This is a genomic window from Salipaludibacillus agaradhaerens, from assembly GCF_002019735.1.
Taxonomy (GTDB): Bacteria; Bacillota; Bacilli; order Bacillales; family Salisediminibacteriaceae; genus Salipaludibacillus; species Salipaludibacillus agaradhaerens.
This window is the reverse complement of the sequence record NZ_KV917378.1, coordinates 1,071,479-1,095,683: the sequence shown is the minus strand read 5'-3', so window position 1 is coordinate 1,095,683 and position 24,205 is coordinate 1,071,479. Positions and strand designations below refer to the sequence as shown.

The following is a 24,205-nucleotide window of genomic DNA, read 5'->3' as shown; positions in this document are numbered from 1 at the left end:
ATAATTTACAGCATTTTTCAAATAAATGATTGAGAGTGCGTTAAAACCCAAATAAAACCTCAAATACGGTCAAATATTCCTGTATGAACTCGAAATTATTTATAAAATAGCATATAATAATAGTAGAATGGGTACGAAAAAGGAGGAAGCTCATCTAATGAGTTATAATGATTATACGCCTATGCGCTCAGATAATAGAAAGAAAAGGAAACTAAACGTTATTTTGAATGTGTCCATAGGCCTTGTTGCCTTGTTAATTATTGTCGTCGGAGGGACTTTGTTTTTCAGCGGTGGCTCGGAAGAAGCGGTGCCGGCTGATACAGAACAACAAAATGATGACAATATGAATGTGGATGGAAATGATACAGAAAACGACGGTGGAGATATATCTATTAATACTAACGACAGTAATGAGGTAGAGGAACCAAACGAAGACAATTCAGATGCTGAAGATAACAGTAATAATGACTTTGATAATGACAATGAGGCTAATGACAATAGTGAGGATGGCGAATGGGGACCAATTGGAACGGTTCAGGAAGAGCCTTTCACAGCTGTTTATGAAAAAAGCCATGTGAACTGGGATGAAATGACGCGTGCTTTACAATATGCCACAGGGCTAAGTGAAAATGACATGACGGTGTGGTATATTGGGAATGGTGGAGATCACCAAACAGCTGTTGGGACTGTCAGTACGTCAGAGAATAGGCATAGTCCGTATGAAGTGACGCTCTCGTGGGTTGAAAATGAAGGTTGGATGCCTGTCTCTGTTGAAAAGAAAAATTCAAATCCATACATTAATAATTAAGAAAAGATCAAGGAGGTGTCTCCTTGATCTTTTCTTTACCTATTTTGAAGGCTGTTTAAAATGGATAACAGCTGTGTAAAATTTTTTTCCTGTGGGTGTAAAAGTCACGTTATGTGAAACGTGATGTACTTCAAGCATGAGAGCCTGATTCTCTTCAATTTTTTTAGTAATATACTTTTCTAACTCAATAAGCGAACCAGATTCAAAAAATTCCACTTTATCTTTTAGACTATCGGGTTGAAAAATCATGTTTATTCTCCATTCTGAAACTAATATATGTTTGATTATATAGTAGCAAATATGAACGATTTTAAAAAGAGAAGCTATATCGGTATTTTCCAATGTATAAAAAACTTTAAGTGAGAAAAATAAGGTGTGACGTAAAATGACTTGTTCAGTTGTAGAGCATCATATATGATATAAAGGGATGATAGTGAAAAGAAAGGATGTTAAAATGCGGATTGGAATTATAGGTGCCATGGAAGAAGAAGTAGAATTGTTAAAATCGAAAATGACAATAGTTGATGAAGCGGTTATTGCCGGTTGTGAGTTCTTTTTAGGCCGGCTAAATAACGTTGAAATTGTGTTGTCAAAATCTGGTATAGGTAAGGTGAACGCAGCAATAAGTACAACGTTAATGAATCAACTCTATTTTCCAGATATGATTATTAATACAGGGTCAGCTGGAGGTTTCCATCAAGGGATGGCTGTAGGTGATATCGTTATTTCGACTCAGGTTCGTTACAATGATGTAGATGCAACCGTCTTTGGTTATGAATTTGGACAAGTTCCGCGTATGCCCGCCTTTTATGAACCAGATGAAAAACTTATTGCTGTAGCAGAAGAGTGTGCTTCAGAAATAGGTGTACAATCAGCGAAAGGTCTTATATTATCAGGCGATTCTTTTATGAGTGATCATGATAGAGTAGAGGATATTCGTCAACGTTTTAACAATCCTTATTGCTCTGAAATGGAAGCTGGAGCAATTGCTCAAGTGTGTCACCAATTTCAAACCCCTTTTGTTATTATTAGATCTTTATCTGATATTGCAGGAAAAGATGCAAAAGTATCGTACGATCAGTTTCTCGTTAAAGCGTCAGTCCATTCAGCCAAAATGGTTATGCTAATGCTGGAAGAATTACGGTGTTCCCAGAAGTAAAGGCGTAAAATAATAGAGGGAAAAATTACAAGAGTAAGCGACTGTTTTGTCATGTTATACTTAATCTAGTTTAAAACAATCTTGAAGTTGATTGAGGTGAATAGCATGACAGACAGTCAAATAAAGCAATTGAAAGATAAAGTTGACGATTACCGTCGCTTTGCTTTTATATTAATTGCCCTTTCTGGTTTTTTGATGATCGGTACTGTTTTGCCCAAACAAGCAGTAATGTCACAAGGTTGGCTGTTAGCAGCTGTAGGTGGATTGTTAGTCTTATCGGTTTCCCTACATGGTGTAGCAGTTAAAACGCAACAGTTGCTCTTGAAGGAAGAGGACTAGCTTAATAAATAGATAGATCCTACCACGAGTTTATCCTTCATAAAGGATAGACTCGTTTTCATAGTTTTTAATCCATTGTACGAAATGCTTTTTTGAGTCAGTAAATAATTTAGTTGATTGCTACCGTTTAGGATATAGTTAGTTACGTATTAGCTTCTTTTATCTCGTCAAGTACATGTGTTAAAATTCTCGCAGTCAACCCCCAAATGATATGGCCATTATAGTTATAAAAGTGTTCTGTAACGTAACCTGTGCGCCATTTGTAATTTTCTCCTTCTGGAATAAGATGATAAGGAAAGCTGTTATCAGGCTTTAAACTTAATCTTATATAATGTTCTTCTCGTGGTAATACTAGTAATTCACTTACAGGTGCTATAATAATATCTTCCACCTCTTTTTTACTCACTTGGAAGGTTGCTTCTGAAGAGATAATACCTGAAAAAGGATAAACGATTAATTTAAAAGGTGTGACGATATAGTCAAGTTCCCCCATTATACTCACATTATTTTCTTCTATTCCTAATTCTTCGGTTAACTCTCTCACAGCGGTTTCCTTGAGAGAGGTATCACCCTCTTCTACTTTTCCCCCAGGAAAACAAATTTCCCCTGGCTGAGAAACATGTTGTGATCGAATTTGAAATACAAGATGTAGTTCATTGTCCCGTTCGATAAATGGTACTGTAATAGCAGCTGAAACAAAATTATTCATGTCTAATAACTTTGCTTTCTTTTGTCTAAAATGTTCTCTTAATGATTGAGGCATGAGTTCCATGTTGATAAGTCATCCTTTCATTCAATTTATCAGAGATAATCGTCCGTAAAACCCCCGCTTCAAAAATGAGAGGGGAGATAAATATATTTAGCGGTAGCTAACGGCCGCTAGAGTCCTGATTGACTCAACTACAAATTGGTGGGGAAAGAACCAATACACCCACTGATTAAAGGTTCGTTTTATGATAGGAGAGGAAAACTGCGTTATTATCGCTTATCAAGGAAAGTGTAAGAAATCTCATGAATGAAGGAGCGATGTTTATATTTGTCAGTCACTGGGTGGGAATAAAAGTTATAACAGAAAAATTCCTCATACATATGGACTTATTAATGTCATCATATCAAACTTTAGCTGAGAAAGGGTTAAATATTAGATACAATTGGAAAATTCCACTTGGCATCTGGGCAAATTTTGGATATAATGTGAGCAGAACAGAACGGAGGTGTAAGGATGAAGTTAACAGTTAAAAAGCCTATTTTTGCTGAGTCTGCAAGCTTTTTTGTCAACCAAGCCAGTCAAGTCTCCGGAAAGGTTATTATAAAAAAAGATCACTGGGTGATTGATGCAAAAAGTCTTTTAGGTGTTTTGGCATTGTCTCTCCAGCCGGGACAAGAAATTGATTTAGAGATGGACGAGTCAGAAAGTAGTCAATTTCTAAAAAGAATCACTGAAGAAGATCTTTTTGAACAGTAGAACTTATTTTTTTTTCCATACTTAAATGAATAGATTTACTAGCTAGGGGTGCCGTTCTACAGGACGGCTGAGAGGAATTTTTCCAACTCTTTGAACCTGAAATGGGTAATACCAGCGGAGGGAAGCTTAATAGACGTTAGTTTAAGAGTTTAATGTTTATTTAAGCGCACCTTTTTGCAAGGGCGCTTTTTTTAATGCAGTAAATTAAGGATGGTGATATAACGATGACGAATGAAGACACGCTAATTATTGGTGGAAAAAAACTTAAGAATCGTTTGTTTCTAGGCACGGGCAAGTATGGGGATCATCGTGTTATGGAGGAAGCGATTAAGCATGCAGCTACTCAAGTTGTAACTGTAGCAATGAGACGGGTGAATTTTGAAAACGAGGAAGAGGATATCGTTAGATTAATACCAGATAATATCATACTGATGCCTAATACGTCAGGTGCTCGAACTGCGGAAGAAGCAATAAGAATCGCAAGGCTTGCGAGAGCTTCTGGCTTAGGAAATTGGGTGAAGATTGAGGTCATTTCAGATCAGAAATATTTATTACCTGATAACCAGGAGACGTTAAAGGCGACAGATACTTTAGTAAAGGAGGGATTTGTGGTCCTACCCTATATGAGTCCTGATTTGATGGCAGGTAAGAGAATGATAGAAGCGGGAGCCGAAGTTGTTATGCCCTTAGGATCACCAATAGGGTCCAATAGAGGACTCCGTATGAAAGAGATGATCCAAATGATGATTGATGAATTGTCAGTACCAATTATTGTGGATGCAGGTATTGGAAAGCCATCAGAAGCTGCAGAGGCGATGGAAATGGGAGCTGATGCTGTTCTTGTTAATACGGCAATTGCTACAGCAGGTGATCCAGTTCAGATGGCGCGAGCATTTGATTTAGCAGTTAAAGCAGGGAGGATAAGCTATTTATCAGGTTTTGGCTCTACCTCTTTAAAAGCTCAAGCTTCGTCACCATTAACAGGGTTTTTAGATTAAAAAATTATCGCTCCCTGTAAAAATGAAGAGGCAAATATGAGATTAAGCTATATGAACGGCAGAATTGAAATCTTAACGTGAACAAGCCTAACGTGCTATATCGTCTCTGCACACACTCTAAAAAGGCATCCAGTAAAAGATGATGCCCCGAAGGATCAGCTGACTGTCTGAAGAGCTAATGGCGAAAAACATTTAGTGGTATGTATTGTGAAAATGGCTCTTAAAAAACAGGAGAGAGGAGACATATTGTGAGTTTTTATGACAAACTACAACACTTAAAAGGGTTGCCTATCGCTGATCATCTCGCATCAATATCTCCCAGTGAGATTGAGACGATTTTAACTAAATCAAGAATAGATGAACATGATTTTTTAAAACTTCTGTCTCCTGCGGCAGAAGCGTACTTAGAAGTTATGGCTCAGAAAGCACATCAGTTAACTGTTCAGCATTTTGGTAAAACGATGTTGCTTTTTCAACCATTATATTTGTCTGACTACTGTGTGAATATTTGTAAATATTGTAGTTTTAGTGTAGATAATTCTTTTCCTCGAAGACGTCTGACGATGGATGAAGTAAGAAAAGAAGCAGAGATCATTTCCGATAGAGGAATTCAACACATTATTTTATTATCTGGAGAGTCTAGAAATCATTCTTCAGTGGCGTATTTAATAGAAAGCATGTCAATTTTAAAAGACTATTTTGCGTCTATCTCAATTGAAATTCAACCGATGGACACGTTAGATTATCAGAAATTAGTGAAAGCAGGGATAGATGGTGTTACCGTTTATCAAGAAGTTTATGATGAGAAGGTTTACAGTGAGATTCATACTGCTGGACCAAAAAGAGATTTCCGTTATCGTTTGCAAACACCTGAACGGGCAGCAGCTGCTGGTATGAGGACAGTCAATATTGGTGCTTTACTTGGGCTTGATGAGTGGCGAAAAGAGTGCTTTATAACAGGGCTCCATGCAGCATACCTTCAACAAACCTTTCCTGAAACAGAAGTAAGTGTCTCATTTCCTAGGCTTCGCCCTCATGCAGGAAGCTATAAACCGAAAGTGATGATTACCGACAAACATTTAGTTCAAGCTATTGTGGCAGCAAGATTATTTTTACCGAGGGCTGGCATTACCCTTTCTACAAGAGAGCGAGCAACATTGCGAAATAATTTGATTCCACTTGGGGTTACAAAAATGTCAGCAGAGTCCTCGACAGTAGTAGGCGGATATTCTGAACCTGATGTTACACAAAGTCAATTTGACATCTCTGATGAGCGATCTGTGAAAGAAGTCAAAGAACATTTACAGCAAGCCAATTATTCACCTGTAATGAAAGACTGGCAGCTTATATGAAAAAGACATTAATAAATAACGAGATCCATGTCATTTCAAATGGGAAAATGCCGTTAACAAAATTTGTGGAAAAAGCTACTTTAATTGATTCGTATGTTGATTACTTTCATTTAAGAGAAAAAGCAACTTCAGCGAAGGATCTGTCTCACTGCATAGATCATATGCTGCAAGCGGGCATCCAGTTAGACAAGATTATTGTAAATGATCGTGTTGATGTCGCTCTGACAAAGCAAGTAAAGAGGGTTCAGCTTAATTACCAAAGTATTGATACGGCGGATGTTAAGCGAACATTTCCCACTTTACATGTAGGGAAGTCTGTTCACTCATTAAGAGAAGCGATGAAAGAGGAAGAAAACGGTGCAGACAGCATCATGTTTGGCCACATTTTTGACTCTCCATCAAAAAGAGCTCTTTTACCTCGTGGTCTGACCTCTTTACAAGAGATAACTAAAGAAGTGGCTATTCCTGTTATTGCTATTGGAGGGATTAGACCAGATAATGTAAAGAAGGTTTTTTACATGGGGGCAAAAGGTGTTGCGGTCATGTCCGGGATATGGGAGAGTGCTGACCTGCTTTCAGCTGTCAAAGATTTTAGGAGGAGGATGCCACATGCTAGTACACATTAATGGAAAAGAAGAAGAACTGCCACGAGGCATGACGGCAGAAGAATTACTTGATTATCTCAAATTAAGTAATAAACAAGTTGTCATTGAACTGAATCGCTCAATATTAACTACAAATGAACGAGAGACAACAGTTATTTCTGAGCAAGATGTAATAGAGATTGTGCAATTCGTTGGGGGCGGCTAAAAGGAGAGGGGAACCATGTCAAGTCGTTATTCAAGACAGATGTTTTTTGAACCAATTGGTGAACAAGGTCAAGAGAGATTAAAAAATAAGCATGTTTTATGTATTGGTCTTGGAGCATTAGGGAGTGTTAATGCTGAAAATCTCGTGAGAAGCGGGGTAGGAGAATTAACAATTGTTGATCGTGATTACGTAGAGATGAGTAATCTTCAACGACAATCCCTTTATGATGAGAAAGATGTGGCTAATAGATTACCTAAGGCTATTGCAGCAAAACAAAGATTAGAAGCAATTAATTCTGAAGTGACCATAAATGCCTTTGTTTCAGATGTTGGCGTAGAGGAATTAGCGGAATTGATCAGAGGAGTAGATTTAATCATTGATAGCTGCGACAATTTTCAAACCCGTTTTATTATTAATGATACAGCGATTAAGTACAATATTCCTTGGATCTTTGGCGCATGTGTTGGAAGCTATGGATTAAGCTTCACCATTATTCCTGGTGTTACACCCTGTTTAAATTGTCTACTAGATTCTCTTGAAATAGGAGGAGCTACTTGTGATACACAAGGAATTGTCAATCCAGTCGTGCATATGGTAACAGCTTATCAAACAACAGAAGCACTTAAACTCTTGATTGGTGATCAGACGACTTTTAGATCCACTCTCGCTTCTTTTGATTTGTGGAAAAATGAGCATTCTTATTTACAGGTCAATAAATTAAAGAAAGAGTCGTGTACTTCTTGCGGTAAGAAACGTATTTATCCTTATTTAAACTATCATTTCCAAACGAAGGTAGCAGTATTGTGTGGAAGAAATACGGTTCAAATTCGTCCGCCAGTCACGGTTGAACGCAATTTTGATGACAGTGAACGTATATTAGTGATGTGGGGAGGCCATGTTTCAAAGAATAGACATTTACTTTTTTGTTCATTAGGTAAATTTCGTTTAGTTCTGTTTAAAGATGGACGGGTGTTCATACATGGTACTTCTTCCTTATTAGAAGCTAAAATTCTTTATTATCAATTGCTAGATTAAACGGTAGCCATTGGACAACTAACATTAAAGAGCTAGAAGCTCACTTAAAAGTGAGCCTAGCTCTTAAGTTAGCTTGAGTCACCGTCTTTCTAGTCGATTTAGTTTAAGTGTGTGTTGAACCAATTTATAAGCTCTTCTAGTCGTGCAAATCGTAAATGAGGAGGGCCACTCCGAGATAATTCATGATTGGCCTCAGGAAATCTTACAAACCTCGTCTCCTTCCCACGTTGCTTTAATGATATGAATAGTTGTTCCGCTTGATCTATCGGACAGCGATAATCGTGTTCTCCATGCATAATTAATAAGGGTGTTTCAATATCATTAACATATTTTAGTGGGGAATGCTTCCACAGTTTATCAGGATCATCGAGAAAGTCAGCGCCAATTTCCCACTCTGTAAAGAAATAGCCTATGTCACTAACCCCGTAGAAACTGATCCAATTAGAAATACACCGAAGAGTAGCGGCAGCTTTAAAACGGTGAGTATGGCTCGTTATCCAATTTGTCATAAAGCCGCCGTAGCTACCACCTGTCACGCCAAGACGCTCTTTATCTATCCAAGGATATTTTGCAAGAATAGTATCAGTAAAAGCCATTATATCTTCATAATCCATACCCCCATAATCCCCGCGGCAAGCATTGACGAAAGCTTGCCCATAACCGTGACTTCCACGGGGGTTACAATAGAAAACGGTATAACCTTCGGCCGCTAGAAGCTGAAATTCATGAAAAAAAGTATTAGCATACATAGCATGAGGGCCACCGTGGATCTGAAGAATCCCTGGATAACTTTCGCCTTCTTTATAGTTATATGGCTTTAATAGCCATCCTTGAACAGCCAAACCATCACGACTTTTACATACTATTTCTTCAGGTTCTTGTAAATAAACTGAATCTAATAATGGTTTATTCATCGTTGTAAAAGCGGCCATGTCACAAGCAGTTAAATTTATAAGAAATAATTCACCGGGGTTGGTAGGTGAACTGATGGCAGCTACAGCTTGATTTGTTCTTTCATGGATATGAAAGGCATACATGTGGTGTTCGCCAGTCGTTATCTTCTTAATTTCCTTATTTAAGGAAACTTGAAATAAATTCGTATTTCCTGCTGTACTTGATAGCACGTAAAGACATGTATTATCTTCTGACCATAGAGGGCCAAGGGAAGGATGTCCAGAGCTGAGATCACCGATAGCTACATCACCAATATGTACATCCCAATCAGCGGTGAGACATATGCGATGTAATGATGCAAGTTCAATAAGCCATAGTTTTGATTGAGTAGCTCCTGCATAGTCTTTTTCGTGTCCGATACAAGCGACATACTGACCGTCAGGAGAGAAGTTGCCGTGCTTAAACAATCCGACTCCATTAGTAAGACAGCGGCGCTCTAACTTGGAAATATCTAGCACATAAACATCTGATAATAGATACTCTTCTCCGTGTTTATTAGAGGTATACGTGATCAATTGGCTGTCTGGAGACCAGTGTCCGGGTTCGTGATGAACATTGTCATCTGTTAAGAAATGAACCGTTTCATCTACCATATTATAAAGAGCTAGCTGTTTATACTTATTATCGAAAAAACCGTCCGCATCCGACTTATATTTAATATTGTCCACAACGAGAGGCTGAGGCTTTTCATCACGTAAAGGAGCCTCTCCCTTAACTGTTGCACGGCCTTTTTCAAATTTTGTAGCAAATAAAATTTTTGAAGAATCAGGTGACCATACAGGTTGCGTGGCTCCGCCTACAAGGTTTGTAATACATTTCCCTTCGCCGCCGTCCACAGCCATTAAATAGAGTTGAGGCTGTTGATTTTTTTCATGTATAGCGACATATACGAGCCAGTTGCCGTCCGGAGAAAAACGTGGATTTAACACAGTGCCATTGCCAAACGTCCATTGTTTAGCCACTTCTTGAGAAGTATCCTGCATAAATAAGTGAGAGAGATACTCATCATCTTCGGTGATATATTGCCGAATAAACGCAACTTTGTCACCTTGAGGGGAAAATTGAGGTTCACTTAACACATTCATATTTCGCAAATCAAAGGGAGTGATACGTCTTTTTTTAACCATGAATGACTCCTCTCATAATGATGTAATTATAAATATTATCGTATCAAAAAAATTCGATTTCCGAAATAATTTTATCACAAATATCCGTCCGTAAAGCTCCCGCCTCCCAAAATAGAGAGGGAGCTAAATCTATTTAGATGAGAGCTAACGGCCGCTCATGTCCTGATTGACTCAACTAACAATCAGTGGGAGAAGGGCGAAAACGCCCATTGATTGAAGAAACGTTATATAGGTGTGTTATGTATGGTGAAATTGGTTCAACTAGGAATAAAAAAGAAAAAAGTCAAAAAAAACAGTCCTGAATGATTCATTAATTGCCGATATATAATGTAAACAAAGGAAAAGAGCGATGACCTATGATAAGACATATTGGCATGATGCAGCGATTTACATTAAGGTACATGAATTTTCACCAAGGTCAAGTACTAAAACATATGGAAAAGCTATCATCGGGGCAGCGTATTAATCGAGCAGCTGATGATGCTGCTGGTTTAGCAATTTCAGAAAAAATGCGTGCCCAAATTAGAGGGGGACAACAGGCGCAGCGAAATGTGCTTGATGGTGTGTCATTAGTTAGAACAGCAGAAGGATCACTTCATGAACAGCATGCTATTCTTCAACGACTACGGGAGCTGAGTGTACAATCAGCTAACGGTACATATTCCGCTGAAGAAAGAAACTCTATGCAACGGGAGGTAGATCAGTTAATCGATGAAATGGGTGCTTTAAGAGAACGCGCAGAGTATAATAGAAAGTCGCTTCTTAAAGGGGGGACTGCCACATTGCAGATCGGAGCTAACAGAAAACAATCATTAACACTTCAGCTGCCTGACACTCATGTGAACATCCTTGGTATTAGTGACATGAATGTATTAACACCAGAAGGAGCAAACACGGCTATCTCGCTTCTAGATGTAGCTATAATGGCATTATCGCGTGATCGTTCACGACTTGGTGCCTATGAAAATCGTTTAGCTCATACTTATCGTCATTTAACGAATTATGAATTGACGATGACAGCAGCGGAATCTCGCATTAGGGACGCGGATATGGCAAAAGAAATGATGGGGGTGGTCAAACATCGTGTTCTTAATCAAGCTGGGATGGCGATGTTTCTTCATACTCATCAGCAAAAAAATCTTGTTTTACGGTTGATAGGAGAAAAATAGTTTTATCATTCTGAGGAAGGGAATAGAGTGACTAAACTCAAATTCCGTGAAAGGGTGGTAAACATGATGCTCCATTACAGTTGGCTGTCCTCTTACACGATATATGGGAGTGATAGTGAAATAGGACCGGTTACCAATGTTTATTTTGATACTGAGCGTTGGACGGTCCGTTATTTTATCGTTAAAACAGGCGCTACATTTCTAGCTGAACGCGTCTTTATATCACCGGCCTCTATTGCCAAAATCGATCACAAGAACAACGTTATAAGGCTTTCTATATCTAGTAAAGAGGTGGATAAAGCGCCAGTTCCAGAAAAAGAACCTTTGTCACGCCAATATGAAAAAGACATGCACACTTATTATAGGATGTCACCTTATTGGGTAGGTCATGGGATATGGGGGCCAGCAGCATTACCGCACGAATTGCTTGTTGAAGATTTAAGTGAGCTACCTCTTGAGCGAGAACATGATCACCACCAATCGCACGTTTATGATGCTGAAAACGTAATTGGCTATAAGTTAGCAACTAAAAATGATACCTTCGGAAAAATAGATGACTTTCTTATAGATGAATCGTCATTCGAAATAAAATATTACATTGCAGATACAAAAAAGTGGTTGCCAGGAGGTAAAAAAATTCTCATCTCACCGAAGTGGATTGAGGAGATAAGTTGGGAAAAAGCTCAATTTTCGATTGATGTGACACGTGAACAGCTTGAAAAAGCTCCGGAATATCTACCAGAACTTGACTTAGATGACAAACGAGAAAGTGAATTATGGCTCTATTATGGAAAATAGACCTTTCACAGCACCTCTTCGCTAGAGGTGCTGTTTATCGTTTAAATGATAATGAAATTAATGGTTTACATCGGGTCCTTGCCTATGTATAATAATCAATAGCTACAAAAGTTTCCTTTGCGCAACTTTTATAGCTGTAACTAAAAAAATGATATAGTAGAAACTTAGTTCGACATATTCATTTTTTGTGCTTTTGTACATATAGTATGGTCGATACTAAATTTTCCATCAGTGAGGAGAGGTTAGAATGAAAAAAATAGTATCTACTTTCATGTTATCTTTATCAACAGCGTTATTTTTAACAGCGTGTGGGGGAAATGCGAATAATGAGAATGGAAACCAAGATAATGCCTCAGCCGAGGATGGGATTTATGTAACGGCAAGCTTTTCTGTGCTTGCGGACATGATTGAACACGTGCTCGGGGATCGTGGGACAGTGGATTATATTGTCCCAATAGGGGAAGAACCTCATGAGTATGAACCGGTGCCTAATGATTTTCGGAATGTGAATGATGCAGATGTTTTCTATGTCAATGGACTAGGGCTTGAAGAGTGGTTGGAACGAGTTGTTGATAATGCCTCAGATACGGAAGTTGTCTCGTTATCTGATGGTGTTGAAGCCATTCCACTAGTAGGAGAGGATGAAGCTGATCCACACGCTTGGTTAAGTCCAAAAAACGCCCCTTATTACGTGGAAAATATTGTTGAGGACTTAATTGAAAGGGATCCAGAAGGGGAAGAAGAATATCGTGCTAATGCAGAGGCATTCCTCGCAGAAATAGAAGAGTTAGATGCTTGGATTGAAGAACAAGTTGACAATATTGATGAAGCTCATCGAACGATCGTGATTAGTGAGAATGCCTTTAAGTATTTTGGAGAAGACTATGGTTTTGCTACAGAAGGTATATGGGAAATCAACTCTCATGAAGAGGGAACATCTGGCCAAATAAATCGTGTTATAGATATTTTACGAGAAGAAGGTATCCCTGCTGTGTTTGTGGAGACAACTGTTGACAAACGATATATGGAAACTGTCTCAGAAAATTCGGATGTAGAAATTGCTGGCGAAGTGTACACAGACGCTGTAGGAACAGAAGGATCTGGCGCAGAAACTTATATAGAGATGATGAGGCATAATGCAGAAACGTTCGTGGATGGTTTAACGACAGAGTGAACCTAATAGATGTATATCAACAGAAGATAACCGTCTGTAAAACGCCCGTTCAAAAAAGGCCACATCTATTTAGGTAGGAGCTAACGGACGCTAATGTTCTGATGCACACTCAAAACTATCAATCAGTGAGAGAGTACGAAATTGAAGGTTCGTTTTATTATTTTCTATACATGCTATAAGCCAATTATGATGAAAAACGAGACAGAGAGTCTAAACTCCTGTCTCGTTTTATATTTATCCCCCTCTTAAGAGGCAGTAAAACCCCACTAATTGAAGCTTAGCTTTATAATAGATTTGGTGCCAGAAGTAACATGTTTCTCTTACGTATTTTTTAATTAGTCTTCATAGTAAGCTTGTTTATCGGTGATGAACTGTTCTTTTAAATGATGGGTATTTTTATAATCATAAGTGTCATTCAGGTGGGCTTGATATTCTTGTGCTTTATGAAGAACGAAAGCTAATTTTCTTTCAGCAAAAGAGGGAGGGACTTGAAAGGAATCACTTAATTCTTCTACAATGGTGATACTTTGAAAATCAAATTGTCGCATCATGTGCCATGGCATGGCTGCATAGAATTGAAAGTGATTTGCATCCCACTCTTGTAGCTCCGTAAATTCATTTGGCATGAACAGTTGTGAGCCAGCATGTCTTAATAAATGACCTAATTCATGAAAAAAATGTAACCGTTCTTCTTCCCTTGGAAGGCCCTGCTGTAGCATGATTGCCTTGTACCTACCGACACATTGAAAGTTAGACGGCTTATCGTGATATTTTATATAAATGTGCAACGCCTGGGCAATATCACTGGGAATGATCTCACGTGGTTGCTGAATATTTAACTTTTTATAAAAGGACATGACATATTCTTCTCTGTGTGTATGGATATATTTCATAACATCATCCTCATTAACCTCATTTCGTTATTTACATGATAACATATTTTAACTAGGTCCTTTACACAAATAAGAACATACGTTCTATTTGTGTGTAAAAAAAAAGAGAAGCTGCCTCTTTTTTAGGCGTCATTTTTTAGACTCTTGTTCCAGCTTCTCAGCTTTAGCTACTACCCAATCGAAATGGTCTTTTAATTCTTGAATTTGTTCACGGTTTAATTTTTTCATTTGATCAATGTCATAAAAACCCAGATCTATATCTTCCAATTGGTTATCAATCATATACTGTTTCAAATCTTCAAGGGGATCATAATTTTCAGTAGTAGGTATATGGGTACGCCCAAGAAGATAATCTGTTGATACATCGTAGTATTCTGCAAACTTAGCAATTATGTCAGGATCTGGGTTTGATTGGCCGCTCTCGTATCGAGAAAGTTGGAAATTTGTTAAGCCAAAGATAGTAGCAGCTTTTTTTTGAGTTAATTCATACTTCTCTCGCTGCAACCTTAATCGCTTACCGAGCACATTATCCATGGTTATTTCCTCCATCATCGTGTCCCTTATTTTATGTTAAGTGTATCATTTTTGCAAAAAAAGCTAAAGGGACGTTAGTTATAAAAGGCACTAACTATAAAGTGTTATTTCATATATATAACATTAAGCTTAAAGGAGATATGGAGCACCTCTAAAAATGGCTCATGACAGTATTCTGATGTATTAGTTTAATAAAACTGAATGATAAAAGTGGTTCATTTTAATAAAGTGAGACTACGGGGTTAAAATAGCATGTCCAAAATGATTTTTTTAGAGGGAGATTTACTTTTTTTTACGTACCAATGTAGCGTTTGGTATAATAAGAAAGAAACGAGTGAGGATAGAGTAGATAAAGAGAAATGGAGCGTTAAATAATGAATTTAGACATTTTGAAATGCCATGGTTCCGGAAATGATTTTATTATTATTGATGAGATGGCGCATGATTATGCGTTCTCTGAACGACAACGAATTATGATTTCTAAAGAATTAGCAGGTAAAGATCATCTCATTGGATCTGATGGGATTTTGTTCGTACAAAACAGTACATCTGCAGATGCTGCGATGCGAATGTTTAACACAGACGGTTCTGAGGCAGAAATGTGTGGAAATGGCTTAAGATGTGTAGCGCGTTATGTAGGAGAGAAGCTTGGGCGCAAGAGCATGATAATTGAAACAATGAAAGCAAATCTAGAAGTGAGAAAAGTGGAAGAGATATTTCCTAATAATCCTACATATGAAGTAGCGATAGAACCAGTATCATTAAAGCCCAAAACGATCCCACTAATATCAGACGATACGGATCATATAAACAAACCGATTAAAGGGTTGCCTGAACATTTAACTTTTACGGCTTTAAGTGTACCCAATCCACACATTGTGACACTTGTAGGCGATGTGGATGAGAAAGAAGTTGAGGCTGTCGGAAAGGAAGCGAATAACCTAAAGAATATTCTTCCAAACGGTGTCAATGTTAGTTTTCTAAAAAAGGTAGGCGACTCTAAAATTTTCGTGCAAACATATGAGCGTGGTGTTGGCTTAACGAATGCTTGTGGTACCGCTATGTCTGCTTCAAGCCTTGTATCGTGTTTGCTCGGACTAAATACATTTAATGAAAAGATTCTCGTATTAAATCGCGGTGGTATGGTCCAATGCCTTGTTCAGAAAGGTGATGAAGGTCAGTTCTATATTAAATTACGTGGCAATGCTACGTATGAGTATTCAGCTACAGTGAATTTTGATTTCACAGATCCTGAAAGCTCAGAGATGAGTGACATAACTCATTACGAAGACGAAACGGCTAACTATGCCGCTCTTGCAAAGGCAGCAAAGAATTTGATTTAAATATTATAAAAAACTTGCCTCTTCTACAAGGAAGGGCAAGTTTTTTACTTGAATAGATGTTATAAATCATGATGTCGGTATTTCAGCACGACATAACATTATGACACTCAATTACTTTCATTAATGTTTTTTGTCCTAGCCATTTGTTTAAGGTCTCAAAAACCACTCTGAACAGTCTCTACTATTACTAACTCTGTAAGGAGTGACACCTGACATTTTATGACTCTTCTTTCACGAGAATATCGTCATCAATATATTTTTTGTTTTTTAAGTCCAGGTGTTTTTCACCCCAATCCATCATATCTTTCAGAAGCTGTTCCAACTCTTTACCGTATTCAGTTAGCGTGTATTCTACTCTCGGGGGGATGTCATCATATTTTGTTCTCGTAATCAAACCATCTCTTTCTAAGTCTTTTAATTGTTTAATGAGTGTTTGATGATTGACCTTAGGCAACCTGGCTTTAATCTCGCTGAAACGTAAAGTTTTGTCAACTAAGACGAGAAGGATTGCAGCCTTCCATTTTCCGCAAACAATGTCTAGTGTTGCTTTAATAGCTTTAATTTGTTTTATTTTCATAATGTTATCCTCCAGGTATATTTTAATATACGTCTTACAAATGACTAGATTATATGACACACTATAAACTAAGGCAGTGATTACCATTTAATCGACACAGGGGGGAGACAAACTAGTTTATGGACAAATACGAGCAAGAAATGCTGCAATCCGTTGCTGATTACTTGACGAAGCATGAAACGGCTTTAATCTATCAAATGATGACTGAAGAAAACTTGCTTCAACATCAAAATAAAGAACAGCTTAGACTGGTTTTTACTCGTTTTATTTATCGCTTTAAGCGCTGCTTAACACAGCCTATGAAACGACAAAAGCATGAAGAAGTCGTTGTGTTGTTAGTGGAAGAACTAGAAAAGAGTGTCTATCCCACAGTCGTTATTGACGGCATCTATAGTATGGCAAAAATAATAAGATTGAGCTTACAAATAGAACTAATAGAAAATAGTCGTTTAACTACGTATGATTTACTACATATCCATGAACGATTAAATAGTGAAATTAACGATGCTGTGAAAGAAGTATTTGATGCCTATGCGTGTATATCTCCTTCAACCGAAAATAAATACATAACCAGGCTAAATGAGCTTTCATCGCCAATTATTAATGTGACTGATAAAATTGCCGTTTGTCCGTTGATAGGTGGAATTGATGAAACACGTGGTCGACAACTTATCCAAAATACACTCGAGCAGTGTAAACATAGACGTTTGAGTAAAGTGATAGTTGACATGTCAGGCGTACCTAGAATTGATGATCTTGTGGCAAGTTATATTAATTATATGGCGAAAGCTTTAAGCCTAATTGGTGTTAATATTACCCTCACAGGCGTTCGTTCAAACGTTGCTATCACCGCTATTGAGCAAAATGTCACATTTAAACAGCTTAAAATCTATCGAAATGTGCAACAGGCACTTCATCATATGGGGATTATTTCCTGAATTGGCTGCCAGTCATAAATATTTTTTTATACATAATAGTTATCTGTAGAGAACAAGAGGAGAAAAAATGTGAGCACAAATTGAGGAAGTGGCTTGCCTGTCCTAATTAAAACAGGCTCCTTCTATAATGGCAAAGGAGCCTGTTTTCGTATTTCGAATGCGGAGGTTAATGAGTTGTTTAGTAACTCATTACCTCAGTTAACTCAGAAGAAGAAAGTTTATCCTCAAACCAAGAAAGCTGCTCCCGCACTTTTACAACGTTGCCCACTACGATTATAGCTGGGGCTTTAATACGACGATTTTTCACAACGTCAGGCATCGCAGACAAAGTACTTATAACAGTTTCTTGATTATCACATGTTCCCCAGCGAATGATAGCTACCGGTGTCTCTGGAGAGCGTCCGTGTAAAATGAGTTTTTGCTGGATGTGGTCGATTTGTTTAACTCCCATATAAAATACCAATGTGTCAATCCCTTTAGCAAGGCTATTCCAATTAATATCATCCGTTTCACAATTTTTCCGCCTATGTGCTGTTATGACGGCGAATGAGGAGCTGAAATCTCGGTGGGTAAGAGGGATTCCAGCGTATATAGGTGCAGCGATACCAGAAGTTATACCAGGTACAATTTCAAACTTTAAGTGATGTCTTTGGCAAAAGGCAGCTTCTTCTCCAACCCTGCCGAAAATGCCGGGATCGCCACCTTTCAATCTCACGACTGTTTGGCCTTTTAAACCGTGAAAGACGATTAAATTATTGATGGCTTCTTGACTAATAGATGGCTCATCAGGTGTTTTACCGCAGTACACTAAATCAACGTCTTTCTTTGCGTGTGACAGGAGTTGAGGGTTGACAAGTCTGTCGTAAATAATGACATCTGCTTGTTGGAGTAATTCTGCTCCTCGAACAGTAATTAATTTCGGGTCACCTGGACCGGCCCCGACAAAATAGATGATCCCTTTGTTTTGTCCCATACGTGCTACCCCTCTCCGCTATTCTTAAGAATTGATGACAAATCCAGCTTTTTTTCTAATAGCCCGTGTATCTATTAATGACAGTTCTTCTATAATAGGTAACTTCAGATAAGTTTTTTCCAACTCTAGTTCTGCTGCCTCAAAGGCACTCAGTTCGTCTGAGGCAACTACAATGATGGAAACATTTTCACTGGAATTAATAAGAGCTTCAAATCGATATAATTTCAAAAGTAGTCACGCCTCCTTTAGCTTTTTAGTATGGAAAAATGCATCTTAGGCTTTAAGAAGCTTGACTTTGTAATATGTCGGTGAGGATCGCTTGTAAATGGTCTGTCCCTTTCCGTTCATAATAGTCATGGAAGTTTTCCCCTTGTTCTTTTTCCACTTTAAAGGCTTCAATGAATTTTAATAGGACTTCATTTAAGTCATTTGCTTCAATTTTCCCTTTTAACTTTTTATTAAATTCAGGCACATCATTTAATGTCCCTCCGACGTATATTTCAAAGGCTTCAACTAACTTTTTATCTTTATTTTTCATTTTGATTCCTTGAAGTCCAATATCAGCTATTTGCCGCTGACCACAGGCATTTGGACAACCGACCATATGAATACGCACTGGCACATCAATGGTTATATTTTCGTCTAAATATTCTGCAATATGTCTCATACGTTCTTTTGTTTCAACTAATGCTAAATTGCAATATTCAATTCCTGTACAAGAGACAGAGTAACCGATAAAGGCTTTCGGTTCGATGTTAAGTCGCTGCAAAATGTTTTCCTTAAGAAAAGAGTCAACATCCTCGTCTTTAATATAGGGAATGACAATATTTTGTGAATTACAAGTTCTAATTTCGCCATTTCCATATTTTTTTGAGAGGTTGGCTAATTCAATTAATTCGCTTGAATGAAGTCGGCCAACAGGAATATTCAGCCCCACATACTGATAGCCCTTTTGCTTTTGAGGATGGACACCATAAAAGTAGCCGGCATTCCAAGTACCAAATTTATTTTCACCTTTTGAAGGTAAGTCGATAAATTCGAGAAGTTTTTCTTTAAATTTATCTGGTCCCCAGTCAGCCATAAGGAATTTTAAACGTGCACGGTGGCGTTTATCTCGATAGCCATTATCTCTAAAAATAATTGTGATGGCTTCAGTGACTTCTTTTACTTGTTCCGGCTTAACGAAAACATCCAATTCTTGAGCTAAATAAGGTTTAGCGGCAAGTCCTCCTCCTACATAAACATGAAATCCGTTAACGACCTCACCGTTAACTTCTTTCGTAGCGGGAGTAAAAGATAAACAATTAATCTCAGCATTTTGTGCGTTGTTTACATTAGCTGAAATAGAGAGTTTATATTTACGGGGCAAGTTCGAATAATTTTCGTTACGCTGGAAAAACCAATAAACATCATCGACAATTGATTTCGTCTCGATTAGCTCATTAGGGTCAATACCTGTAAGGGGATTCCCGACGATTGTCCTTAAAATATCTCCACAGGCCCCTACAGAGGAAAGTCCGACTTTTTCTAAGCGTTTAAAAATATCCGGGATGTTTTCAATTTCAAGCCAGTGAAATTGTATCGCTTGACGTGTTGTAATATCTACAACGTCCCGTCCGTAGTCTTTGGATATGTTGGCTAATGTTAACGCCTGATCATAATTTAAAATACCGGAGGGGACGTTAACTCTCATCATAAAGTAGCCGTCTTCCTTCGGCTTCTGTAAGTATAGGCCTGCCCATTTAAAAAGTGACCAATGCTCTTTAGGAATGGACTCAAAACCTTCTTTTGCGTATGTTGGAATATCATTCAATATATCTAGGCCATCTTTTTCGAGTTTTAATGTTTCTTCTTTTGTTAACTTTTCATTATTAGCCCAAACTTTTTTGTAAGTCATTATGATATCTCCTTTCCAATGTTTTAGAGAGAATAGCTATTGACACTTCTATGAAATCAGATTGCGATTTTTTAAATAATTGAAGATTTTATCCACCGCTTCCGGGATAGATAATTCATCTGTTGAAACGATTAGCTCAGGGTTTTCAGGTGCTTCATAAGGTGCACTTATTCCTGTGAATTCAGGAATTTTGCCTTCTCTAGCTTTTTCATATAGGCCCTTCGGGTCGCGTTTCTCACATTCCTCTAAAGCACATTTAACGTAAATTTCAATGAATTCATCGTGCGATAATAACTCTCTAGCCAATTGTCTGTCCGATTGATAAGGAGAGACGAAGGCGGTTAGAACGACGGTACCACTGTCTACAAACAGATTAGCCACTTCTCCAATACGACGAATATTCTCCTGTCGATCATCGGGGCTAAAGCCAAGATCTTTGTTTAATCCGTGTCGAATGTTGTCTCCGTCAAGAACATAGCTTTTAATATTAGATTCATAGAGGCGTTGATCAAGCCTGTTAGCCAGTGTTGATTTCCCGGAACCTGATAAGCCGGTGAACCAAAGTGTAAAACTTTTATGGCCTGTTAGGCGTTGACGTTGTTCCTTAGTTATCGTTGTATCATGCCAATGGACATTGTTGGGTACAGATTGTGTCATACGTTTACGTTCATCCCTTCAATTAATACTTTGACCACTTCAGGGCGGCTGAATTCTGGTGGGGGTGTGTCACCATTTCGTAGGAGCTCTCTCACCTTTGTCCCTGAAAGAATCACTCTGTCATCCTTGTCGTGAGGACATGTTTTAGTTGAGGCCATATTCTCACATTTATTGCAGTAAAAGCTATGCTCAAAAAAGAGGGGAGTGATTCCTAATTCTTCTTCAGTAAATTGTTTGAAAATATCTTGTGCCTCATATGTTCCATAGTAATCGCCTACTCCTGCATGGTCTCTTCCAACGATAAAGTGCGTACAACCGAAGTTTTTCCTTACTAACGCATGAAAAATAGCTTCTCGAGGCCCAGCATAACGCATTGCAGCGGGAAAAACAGCTAATGAAACACGTTCCTTCGGATAGTAATGGTCTAATAACACATGATAACTTTTCATCCTGACATCAGCAGGGATGTCATCAGCTTTGGTTTCGCCCACTAATGGATTTAAAAAGAGACCGTCAACGATTTCTAACGCCGACTTTTGAATATATTCATGGGCACGGTGAACTGGATTTCTTGTTTGAAAACCCACAACTGTTTTCCAATTCTTTTCTTTGAACAGTTGACGTGTTTCAGATGGCGCTAAATAGTATGAAGAAAATTGTAATTTTTTCGGCTTTCTGATTAAGGTCACATCCCCAGCTAAATACGTATTTCCTCGTTCGTATAAACGTTTAACTCCCGGATGAGCGATATCACTTGTTTTATAAACAGACAAGGCTTCTCTCGTTTGGTCTGGGGTAAATATTTCTTTAAGCGAAAGAATGCCATAGGTGACCCCGTCGTAATTTAATTTTACTAATTGATTTAGTGTGAGTTCTGAGGCAACTTTTTCTGAAACCGGAAGAGTAATAGGTAAGCTCCAGACGGTTCCATCAGCTAAACGCATGTTATTGACAACGTGCTCGTAGTCAGTCTGGCCGAGAAAACCTGTTAATGGACTATATGCCCCATTCGCTATTAATTCTAAATCTGATAAACTCGTTAAATCTAGTGCTACTTCCTGTGTGATGTCTTGTGATGTGATGGTTTCATCTACTAAATTAATTAATGTTCCTCCATGAGGGATGCTTACCGTCATCTTAAGTCACTCCTTAGAAATAGGTGTATTAATGTGTAAACCACATTCGGTTTTTTGCAATCCTGTCCATCTGCCAGCTCGTAAATCATCACCTTCTTTCACGGGCTTTGTACATGGTTCACAGCCGATACTCGGATAGTCTTGATCGTGGAGCGGGTTATAAGGTAAATTGTGATCTTTAATATACTGCCAAACATCGTCCCAACTCCAATGGATCAGGGGACATATTTTAATCATTTGAAATTTATCATCTTTATTAACAAACTCAGTTTTTGCTCTCGTTGGTGATTGAGCTCTTCTTAAACCGGAAAGCCATGCAGTGTACCCTTCAAGCGCTTGCTTCAACGGTTTGTTTTTTCTTATATAGCAACACAAGTCCGGATTCGTTTCCCAAAGCTTTTCTCCATGCTTGGCTGCCTGGTCTGCCAACGTGAGCTCAGGCTCGATCATCTTTAGTTGGATAGATGGATAACGAGCCTGCATGTCTTCAATTAATTCATACGTTTCTTTAAAATGGACGTGAGTATCGAGGAAAATAATTGTTGCATCCTGTTTGGCGCGCGAGATTAAATCAATAAGAACGATTCCTTCGGCGCCGAAGCTACAGGCATACACGAGCTGGTGAGAAAAAGTGTCATATGCCCAACGAATAATATCAAGGGCCTTTCCTTCAGCTAAGTGTTCATTAAAGCTACGATAATCTTGCTGTGATAGTGTGTGGTAGGAATACCTTTCTTTCTCATTCATTGTTTGACCTCCTGACGTGAGATTAATGATCGAGTGTTTCTTTTTCAATCTTCACAGATCGGTATAAACTGATTGTTCCAATCGTTGAAATGATCATGAATATCATCACTGCGACGATATAGGGATTAGGCAGTAAAAATAAATGAATTAATGTGTAAGACATGACGAGGGACAACACAGGCGAAACGAGCCAAACTTTAATAATCTTCTTTATCACATCCTTCTGCCATAATTGAAAACCATTTTCGGCACAGCCTACACCTACGATGCCAGCAGTAGTCGCTTGAGTTAATGGAACAGGGATTCCGAAAATAGATGCAATGATGACGAGTCCACCACCAGTTCCTGAGACAGCTGTTCCTTGAAGAAGACTAAAAGAAGTGATTTTTTTACCGTTTGTTTCAAGCACTTTTCCTCCGAGAAAGCAGGCACCTAGAAAAACGAAGAAAGCCCCCATGATAATCCCTGATGTGCCATCGATAAGTTGTGCCCCAACAAGGGGCCCGATGGCATTGGCCACATTATTCATCCCAGCTGCAAACGCTTCTGTGAAGCCCGTTATAATCAGGAGGAGAGACAACCATTTTTTCCACTTTCCTTCACCTTTGAGTTGAGGAAACCGATGGTCGCTAAATTGAATGAGTTTTCCGAAAATAAAACATGCTATAAAGGCAACGACTGGAACGATGACCCAAAAAGAGATGATATATAGAACGTTATTTACGAATAATACTTGAAAAGCCATTCCTACTCCTACAACAGCTCCGATTGTCACTTCACTTGTTGAAAGAGGGATTCCGATCACATTGGCTAAAAAAAGGGTGAGTGTAGCTGATAAAAGGATTACAATGGCCACTTCTACGCTAAATATATGAGTAGGGATGATGCCTTCACCTACAGTTTTGACTACCTGCCCGCCGCCAAGAGTTGCTCCGAGAAAAGCACCGATACCTGCGATTACAAGAGCTACTTGCTTACGTTTAATCGCCTGACTGCCATAGGCCGGCCCCATCGTTGCAGCAGCCCCGCTTGCTCCAATATTCATAGCGAAAAACATGGCAAGAATAAATGCTAAATAAGTTAAGATCATCTTAGTCACTCCTGGCCCTTTACGGATTTAGTCAAAGCTTTAATCGACAATATTCCTCAAAAATAGGCTAATTCAATTATTCTTATAATACAAAGTAGTTTAATCGGAATTAATGATTTAAAAAGAAGATTTGCAAGTGTGTTATTAAAGTTAGTTGGATTATAACGAACATTAGAAGAGGCGTCAATATAAAAAATGGAATTAGTCTGAATTATTTGGAAAACGGGGAATA

Annotated in this window: 27 protein-coding genes and 1 riboswitch; of the genes, 14 read left to right on the top strand and 13 right to left on the bottom strand. The window is 38.3% G+C overall.

All coding sequences use genetic code 11. The annotated features are described in order from the left end of the window. Positions 1-157: 157 nt before the first annotated feature. Positions 158-808, top strand: a complete 651-nt coding sequence (locus BK581_RS05285; protein WP_169837548.1) for a YrrS family protein — start codon at positions 158-160, stop codon at positions 806-808. Positions 809-847: 39 nt separating this feature from the next. Here the strand turns inward: BK581_RS05285 and BK581_RS05280 are convergent, their stop codons facing one another. Next, the gene (locus tag BK581_RS05280) at positions 848-1,057 is read right to left on the bottom strand and encodes a DUF2536 family protein (protein WP_078577189.1); all 210 of its coding nucleotides are present in this window, start codon (positions 1,055-1,057) and stop codon (positions 848-850) included. Between the two features lie 205 nt (positions 1,058-1,262). On the opposite strand from BK581_RS05280, the gene mtnN reads away from it, so the two are divergent. Together mtnN and BK581_RS05270 are read left to right on the top strand one after the other, a co-directional pair. Continuing rightward, a complete protein-coding gene (gene mtnN, locus BK581_RS05275) occupies positions 1,263-1,967 on the top strand; it encodes a 5'-methylthioadenosine/S-adenosylhomocysteine nucleosidase (protein WP_078577188.1) in 705 nt (234 codons plus the stop codon). Positions 1,968-2,072: 105 nt separating this feature from the next. Next, positions 2,073-2,306, top strand: coding sequence for a YrhC family protein (locus BK581_RS05270; protein ID WP_078577187.1), 234 nt, complete (start codon positions 2,073-2,075; stop codon positions 2,304-2,306). 142 nt (positions 2,307-2,448) lie between these two features. On the opposite strand, the gene BK581_RS05265 is transcribed toward BK581_RS05270, so the two are convergent. Beyond that, entirely contained in the window at positions 2,449-3,078 is a 630-nt protein-coding gene (locus tag BK581_RS05265) for an NUDIX hydrolase (protein ID WP_078577186.1), read from the bottom strand. Between the two features lie 450 nt (positions 3,079-3,528). Here BK581_RS05265 and BK581_RS05255 point away from each other — a divergent pair, with 450 nt between their 5' ends. From BK581_RS05255 to BK581_RS05230, 6 genes are all read left to right on the top strand, one after another. Continuing rightward, positions 3,529-3,771 (top strand): HPr family phosphocarrier protein, encoded by a 243-nt coding sequence (locus BK581_RS05255; RefSeq protein WP_078577184.1) that lies wholly within the window; start codon positions 3,529-3,531, stop codon positions 3,769-3,771. Between the two features lie 34 nt (positions 3,772-3,805). Continuing rightward, positions 3,806-3,911, top strand: a riboswitch (TPP riboswitch). Positions 3,912-3,995: 84 nt separating this feature from the next. After that, positions 3,996-4,769 carry a thiazole synthase gene (locus BK581_RS05250; RefSeq protein ID WP_078577183.1) on the top strand — a complete coding sequence of 258 codons (774 nt, stop codon included), beginning with the start codon at positions 3,996-3,998 and terminating at the stop codon, positions 4,767-4,769. A gap of 248 nt (positions 4,770-5,017) precedes the next feature. Next, entirely contained in the window at positions 5,018-6,121 is a 1,104-nt protein-coding gene (gene thiH, locus BK581_RS05245; RefSeq protein ID WP_078577182.1) for a 2-iminoacetate synthase ThiH, read from the top strand. Next, entirely contained in the window at positions 6,118-6,747 is a 630-nt protein-coding gene (gene tenI, locus BK581_RS05240) for a thiazole tautomerase TenI (RefSeq protein ID WP_078577181.1), read from the top strand. The genes thiH and tenI overlap by 4 nt, the downstream gene beginning before the upstream one ends. After that, positions 6,731-6,931 (top strand): sulfur carrier protein ThiS, encoded by a 201-nt coding sequence (gene thiS / locus BK581_RS05235; RefSeq protein ID WP_078577180.1) that lies wholly within the window; start codon positions 6,731-6,733, stop codon positions 6,929-6,931. Before tenI ends, thiS begins: the two co-directional genes overlap by 17 nt. A gap of 15 nt (positions 6,932-6,946) precedes the next feature. Then, a complete protein-coding gene (locus BK581_RS05230; RefSeq protein ID WP_078577179.1) occupies positions 6,947-7,966 on the top strand; it encodes a ThiF family adenylyltransferase in 1,020 nt (339 codons plus the stop codon). A 98-nt stretch (positions 7,967-8,064) separates the two neighbouring features. Here BK581_RS05230 and BK581_RS05225 read toward each other — a convergent pair whose 3' ends face one another. Beyond that, entirely contained in the window at positions 8,065-10,047 is a 1,983-nt protein-coding gene (locus BK581_RS05225) for a S9 family peptidase (RefSeq protein ID WP_078577178.1), read from the bottom strand. 356 nt (positions 10,048-10,403) lie between these two features. On the opposite strand from BK581_RS05225, the gene BK581_RS05220 reads away from it, so the two are divergent. From BK581_RS05220 to BK581_RS05210, 3 genes are all read left to right on the top strand, one after another. Beyond that, entirely contained in the window at positions 10,404-11,216 is an 813-nt protein-coding gene (locus tag BK581_RS05220) for a flagellin N-terminal helical domain-containing protein (protein WP_078577177.1), read from the top strand. A gap of 27 nt (positions 11,217-11,243) precedes the next feature. Further along, positions 11,244-12,014, top strand: a complete 771-nt coding sequence (locus BK581_RS05215) for a PRC-barrel domain-containing protein (RefSeq protein WP_143709634.1) — start codon at positions 11,244-11,246, stop codon at positions 12,012-12,014. A gap of 247 nt (positions 12,015-12,261) precedes the next feature. After that, the gene (locus BK581_RS05210; RefSeq protein WP_078577175.1) at positions 12,262-13,188 is read left to right on the top strand and encodes a metal ABC transporter solute-binding protein, Zn/Mn family; all 927 of its coding nucleotides are present in this window, start codon (positions 12,262-12,264) and stop codon (positions 13,186-13,188) included. Between the two features lie 335 nt (positions 13,189-13,523). Here the strand turns inward: BK581_RS05210 and BK581_RS05205 are convergent, their stop codons facing one another. Together BK581_RS05205 and BK581_RS05200 are read right to left on the bottom strand one after the other, a co-directional pair. Beyond that, a complete protein-coding gene (locus tag BK581_RS05205) occupies positions 13,524-14,081 on the bottom strand; it encodes an ImmA/IrrE family metallo-endopeptidase (protein ID WP_078577174.1) in 558 nt (185 codons plus the stop codon). Between the two features lie 129 nt (positions 14,082-14,210). Next, the gene (locus BK581_RS05200) at positions 14,211-14,615 is read right to left on the bottom strand and encodes a helix-turn-helix domain-containing protein (protein ID WP_245828904.1); all 405 of its coding nucleotides are present in this window, start codon (positions 14,613-14,615) and stop codon (positions 14,211-14,213) included. 374 nt (positions 14,616-14,989) lie between these two features. Between BK581_RS05200 and dapF the strand changes: the two genes are divergently transcribed. Then, positions 14,990-15,958, top strand: a complete 969-nt coding sequence (gene dapF / locus BK581_RS05195) for a diaminopimelate epimerase (protein ID WP_078577172.1) — start codon at positions 14,990-14,992, stop codon at positions 15,956-15,958. 217 nt (positions 15,959-16,175) lie between these two features. On the opposite strand, the gene BK581_RS05190 is transcribed toward dapF, so the two are convergent. Beyond that, the gene (locus BK581_RS05190; RefSeq protein ID WP_078577171.1) at positions 16,176-16,535 is read right to left on the bottom strand and encodes a winged helix-turn-helix transcriptional regulator; all 360 of its coding nucleotides are present in this window, start codon (positions 16,533-16,535) and stop codon (positions 16,176-16,178) included. Between the two features lie 119 nt (positions 16,536-16,654). Between BK581_RS05190 and BK581_RS05185 the strand changes: the two genes are divergently transcribed. After that, entirely contained in the window at positions 16,655-17,473 is an 819-nt protein-coding gene (locus BK581_RS05185) for an STAS domain-containing protein (protein WP_078577170.1), read from the top strand. A gap of 178 nt (positions 17,474-17,651) precedes the next feature. Here the strand turns inward: BK581_RS05185 and cobA are convergent, their stop codons facing one another. The 7 genes from cobA to BK581_RS05150 are packed head-to-tail and all read right to left on the bottom strand — an operon-like array spanning position 17,652 to position 23,973. Continuing rightward, entirely contained in the window at positions 17,652-18,446 is a 795-nt protein-coding gene (cobA, locus tag BK581_RS05180; protein WP_078577169.1) for a uroporphyrinogen-III C-methyltransferase, read from the bottom strand. Positions 18,447-18,470: 24 nt separating this feature from the next. Next, on the bottom strand, positions 18,471-18,674 hold the full coding sequence (locus BK581_RS05175; protein WP_078577168.1) for a DUF3906 family protein: 204 nt from the start codon (positions 18,672-18,674) through the stop codon (positions 18,471-18,473). Positions 18,675-18,726: 52 nt separating this feature from the next. Then, positions 18,727-20,343, bottom strand: coding sequence for a nitrite/sulfite reductase (locus BK581_RS05170; protein WP_078577167.1), 1,617 nt, complete (start codon positions 20,341-20,343; stop codon positions 18,727-18,729). Between the two features lie 48 nt (positions 20,344-20,391). Continuing rightward, on the bottom strand, positions 20,392-21,000 hold the full coding sequence (cysC, locus tag BK581_RS05165; RefSeq protein ID WP_078577166.1) for an adenylyl-sulfate kinase: 609 nt from the start codon (positions 20,998-21,000) through the stop codon (positions 20,392-20,394). After that, positions 20,997-22,136, bottom strand: coding sequence for a sulfate adenylyltransferase (gene sat / locus BK581_RS05160; RefSeq protein WP_078577165.1), 1,140 nt, complete (start codon positions 22,134-22,136; stop codon positions 20,997-20,999). The genes cysC and sat overlap by 4 nt, the downstream gene beginning before the upstream one ends. Positions 22,137-22,142: 6 nt before the next feature. Further along, the gene (locus tag BK581_RS05155; protein ID WP_078577164.1) at positions 22,143-22,883 is read right to left on the bottom strand and encodes a phosphoadenylyl-sulfate reductase; all 741 of its coding nucleotides are present in this window, start codon (positions 22,881-22,883) and stop codon (positions 22,143-22,145) included. 22 nt (positions 22,884-22,905) lie between these two features. Then, positions 22,906-23,973 (bottom strand): inorganic phosphate transporter, encoded by a 1,068-nt coding sequence (locus tag BK581_RS05150; RefSeq protein ID WP_078577163.1) that lies wholly within the window; start codon positions 23,971-23,973, stop codon positions 22,906-22,908. Between the last annotated feature and the right edge of the window lie 232 nt (positions 23,974-24,205).

Excerpts from the sequence above, each read along its gene's own strand:
- BK581_RS05285 (WP_169837548.1), top strand. The coding sequence starts at position 158 with ATGAGTTATAATGATTATACGCCTATGCGCTCAGATAATAGAAAGAAA.
- BK581_RS05280 (WP_078577189.1), bottom strand. The coding sequence starts at position 1,057 with ATGATTTTTCAACCCGATAGTCTAAAAGATAAAGTGGAATTTTTTGAA.
- mtnN (WP_078577188.1), top strand. The coding sequence starts at position 1,263 with ATGCGGATTGGAATTATAGGTGCCATGGAAGAAGAAGTAGAATTGTTA.
- BK581_RS05270 (WP_078577187.1), top strand. The coding sequence starts at position 2,073 with ATGACAGACAGTCAAATAAAGCAATTGAAAGATAAAGTTGACGATTAC.
- BK581_RS05265 (WP_078577186.1), bottom strand. The coding sequence starts at position 3,078 with ATGGAACTCATGCCTCAATCATTAAGAGAACATTTTAGACAAAAGAAA.
- BK581_RS05255 (WP_078577184.1), top strand. The coding sequence starts at position 3,529 with ATGAAGTTAACAGTTAAAAAGCCTATTTTTGCTGAGTCTGCAAGCTTT.
- BK581_RS05250 (WP_078577183.1), top strand. The coding sequence starts at position 3,996 with ATGACGAATGAAGACACGCTAATTATTGGTGGAAAAAAACTTAAGAAT.
- tenI (WP_078577181.1), top strand. The coding sequence starts at position 6,118 with ATGAAAAAGACATTAATAAATAACGAGATCCATGTCATTTCAAATGGG.
- thiS (WP_078577180.1), top strand. The coding sequence starts at position 6,731 with ATGCTAGTACACATTAATGGAAAAGAAGAAGAACTGCCACGAGGCATG.
- BK581_RS05230 (WP_078577179.1), top strand. The coding sequence starts at position 6,947 with ATGTCAAGTCGTTATTCAAGACAGATGTTTTTTGAACCAATTGGTGAA.
- BK581_RS05225 (WP_078577178.1), bottom strand. The coding sequence starts at position 10,047 with ATGGTTAAAAAAAGACGTATCACTCCCTTTGATTTGCGAAATATGAAT.
- BK581_RS05220 (WP_078577177.1), top strand. The coding sequence starts at position 10,404 with ATGATAAGACATATTGGCATGATGCAGCGATTTACATTAAGGTACATG.
- BK581_RS05210 (WP_078577175.1), top strand. The coding sequence starts at position 12,262 with ATGAAAAAAATAGTATCTACTTTCATGTTATCTTTATCAACAGCGTTA.
- BK581_RS05205 (WP_078577174.1), bottom strand. The coding sequence starts at position 14,081 with ATGAAATATATCCATACACACAGAGAAGAATATGTCATGTCCTTTTAT.
- BK581_RS05200 (WP_245828904.1), bottom strand. The coding sequence starts at position 14,615 with ATGGATAATGTGCTCGGTAAGCGATTAAGGTTGCAGCGAGAGAAGTAT.
- dapF (WP_078577172.1), top strand. The coding sequence starts at position 14,990 with ATGAATTTAGACATTTTGAAATGCCATGGTTCCGGAAATGATTTTATT.
- BK581_RS05190 (WP_078577171.1), bottom strand. The coding sequence starts at position 16,535 with ATGAAAATAAAACAAATTAAAGCTATTAAAGCAACACTAGACATTGTT.
- BK581_RS05185 (WP_078577170.1), top strand. The coding sequence starts at position 16,655 with ATGGACAAATACGAGCAAGAAATGCTGCAATCCGTTGCTGATTACTTG.
- cobA (WP_078577169.1), bottom strand. The coding sequence starts at position 18,446 with ATGGGACAAAACAAAGGGATCATCTATTTTGTCGGGGCCGGTCCAGGT.
- BK581_RS05170 (WP_078577167.1), bottom strand. The coding sequence starts at position 20,343 with ATGACTTACAAAAAAGTTTGGGCTAATAATGAAAAGTTAACAAAAGAA.
- cysC (WP_078577166.1), bottom strand. The coding sequence starts at position 21,000 with ATGACACAATCTGTACCCAACAATGTCCATTGGCATGATACAACGATA.
- sat (WP_078577165.1), bottom strand. The coding sequence starts at position 22,136 with ATGACGGTAAGCATCCCTCATGGAGGAACATTAATTAATTTAGTAGAT.
- BK581_RS05155 (WP_078577164.1), bottom strand. The coding sequence starts at position 22,883 with ATGAATGAGAAAGAAAGGTATTCCTACCACACACTATCACAGCAAGAT.
- BK581_RS05150 (WP_078577163.1), bottom strand. The coding sequence starts at position 23,973 with ATGATCTTAACTTATTTAGCATTTATTCTTGCCATGTTTTTCGCTATG.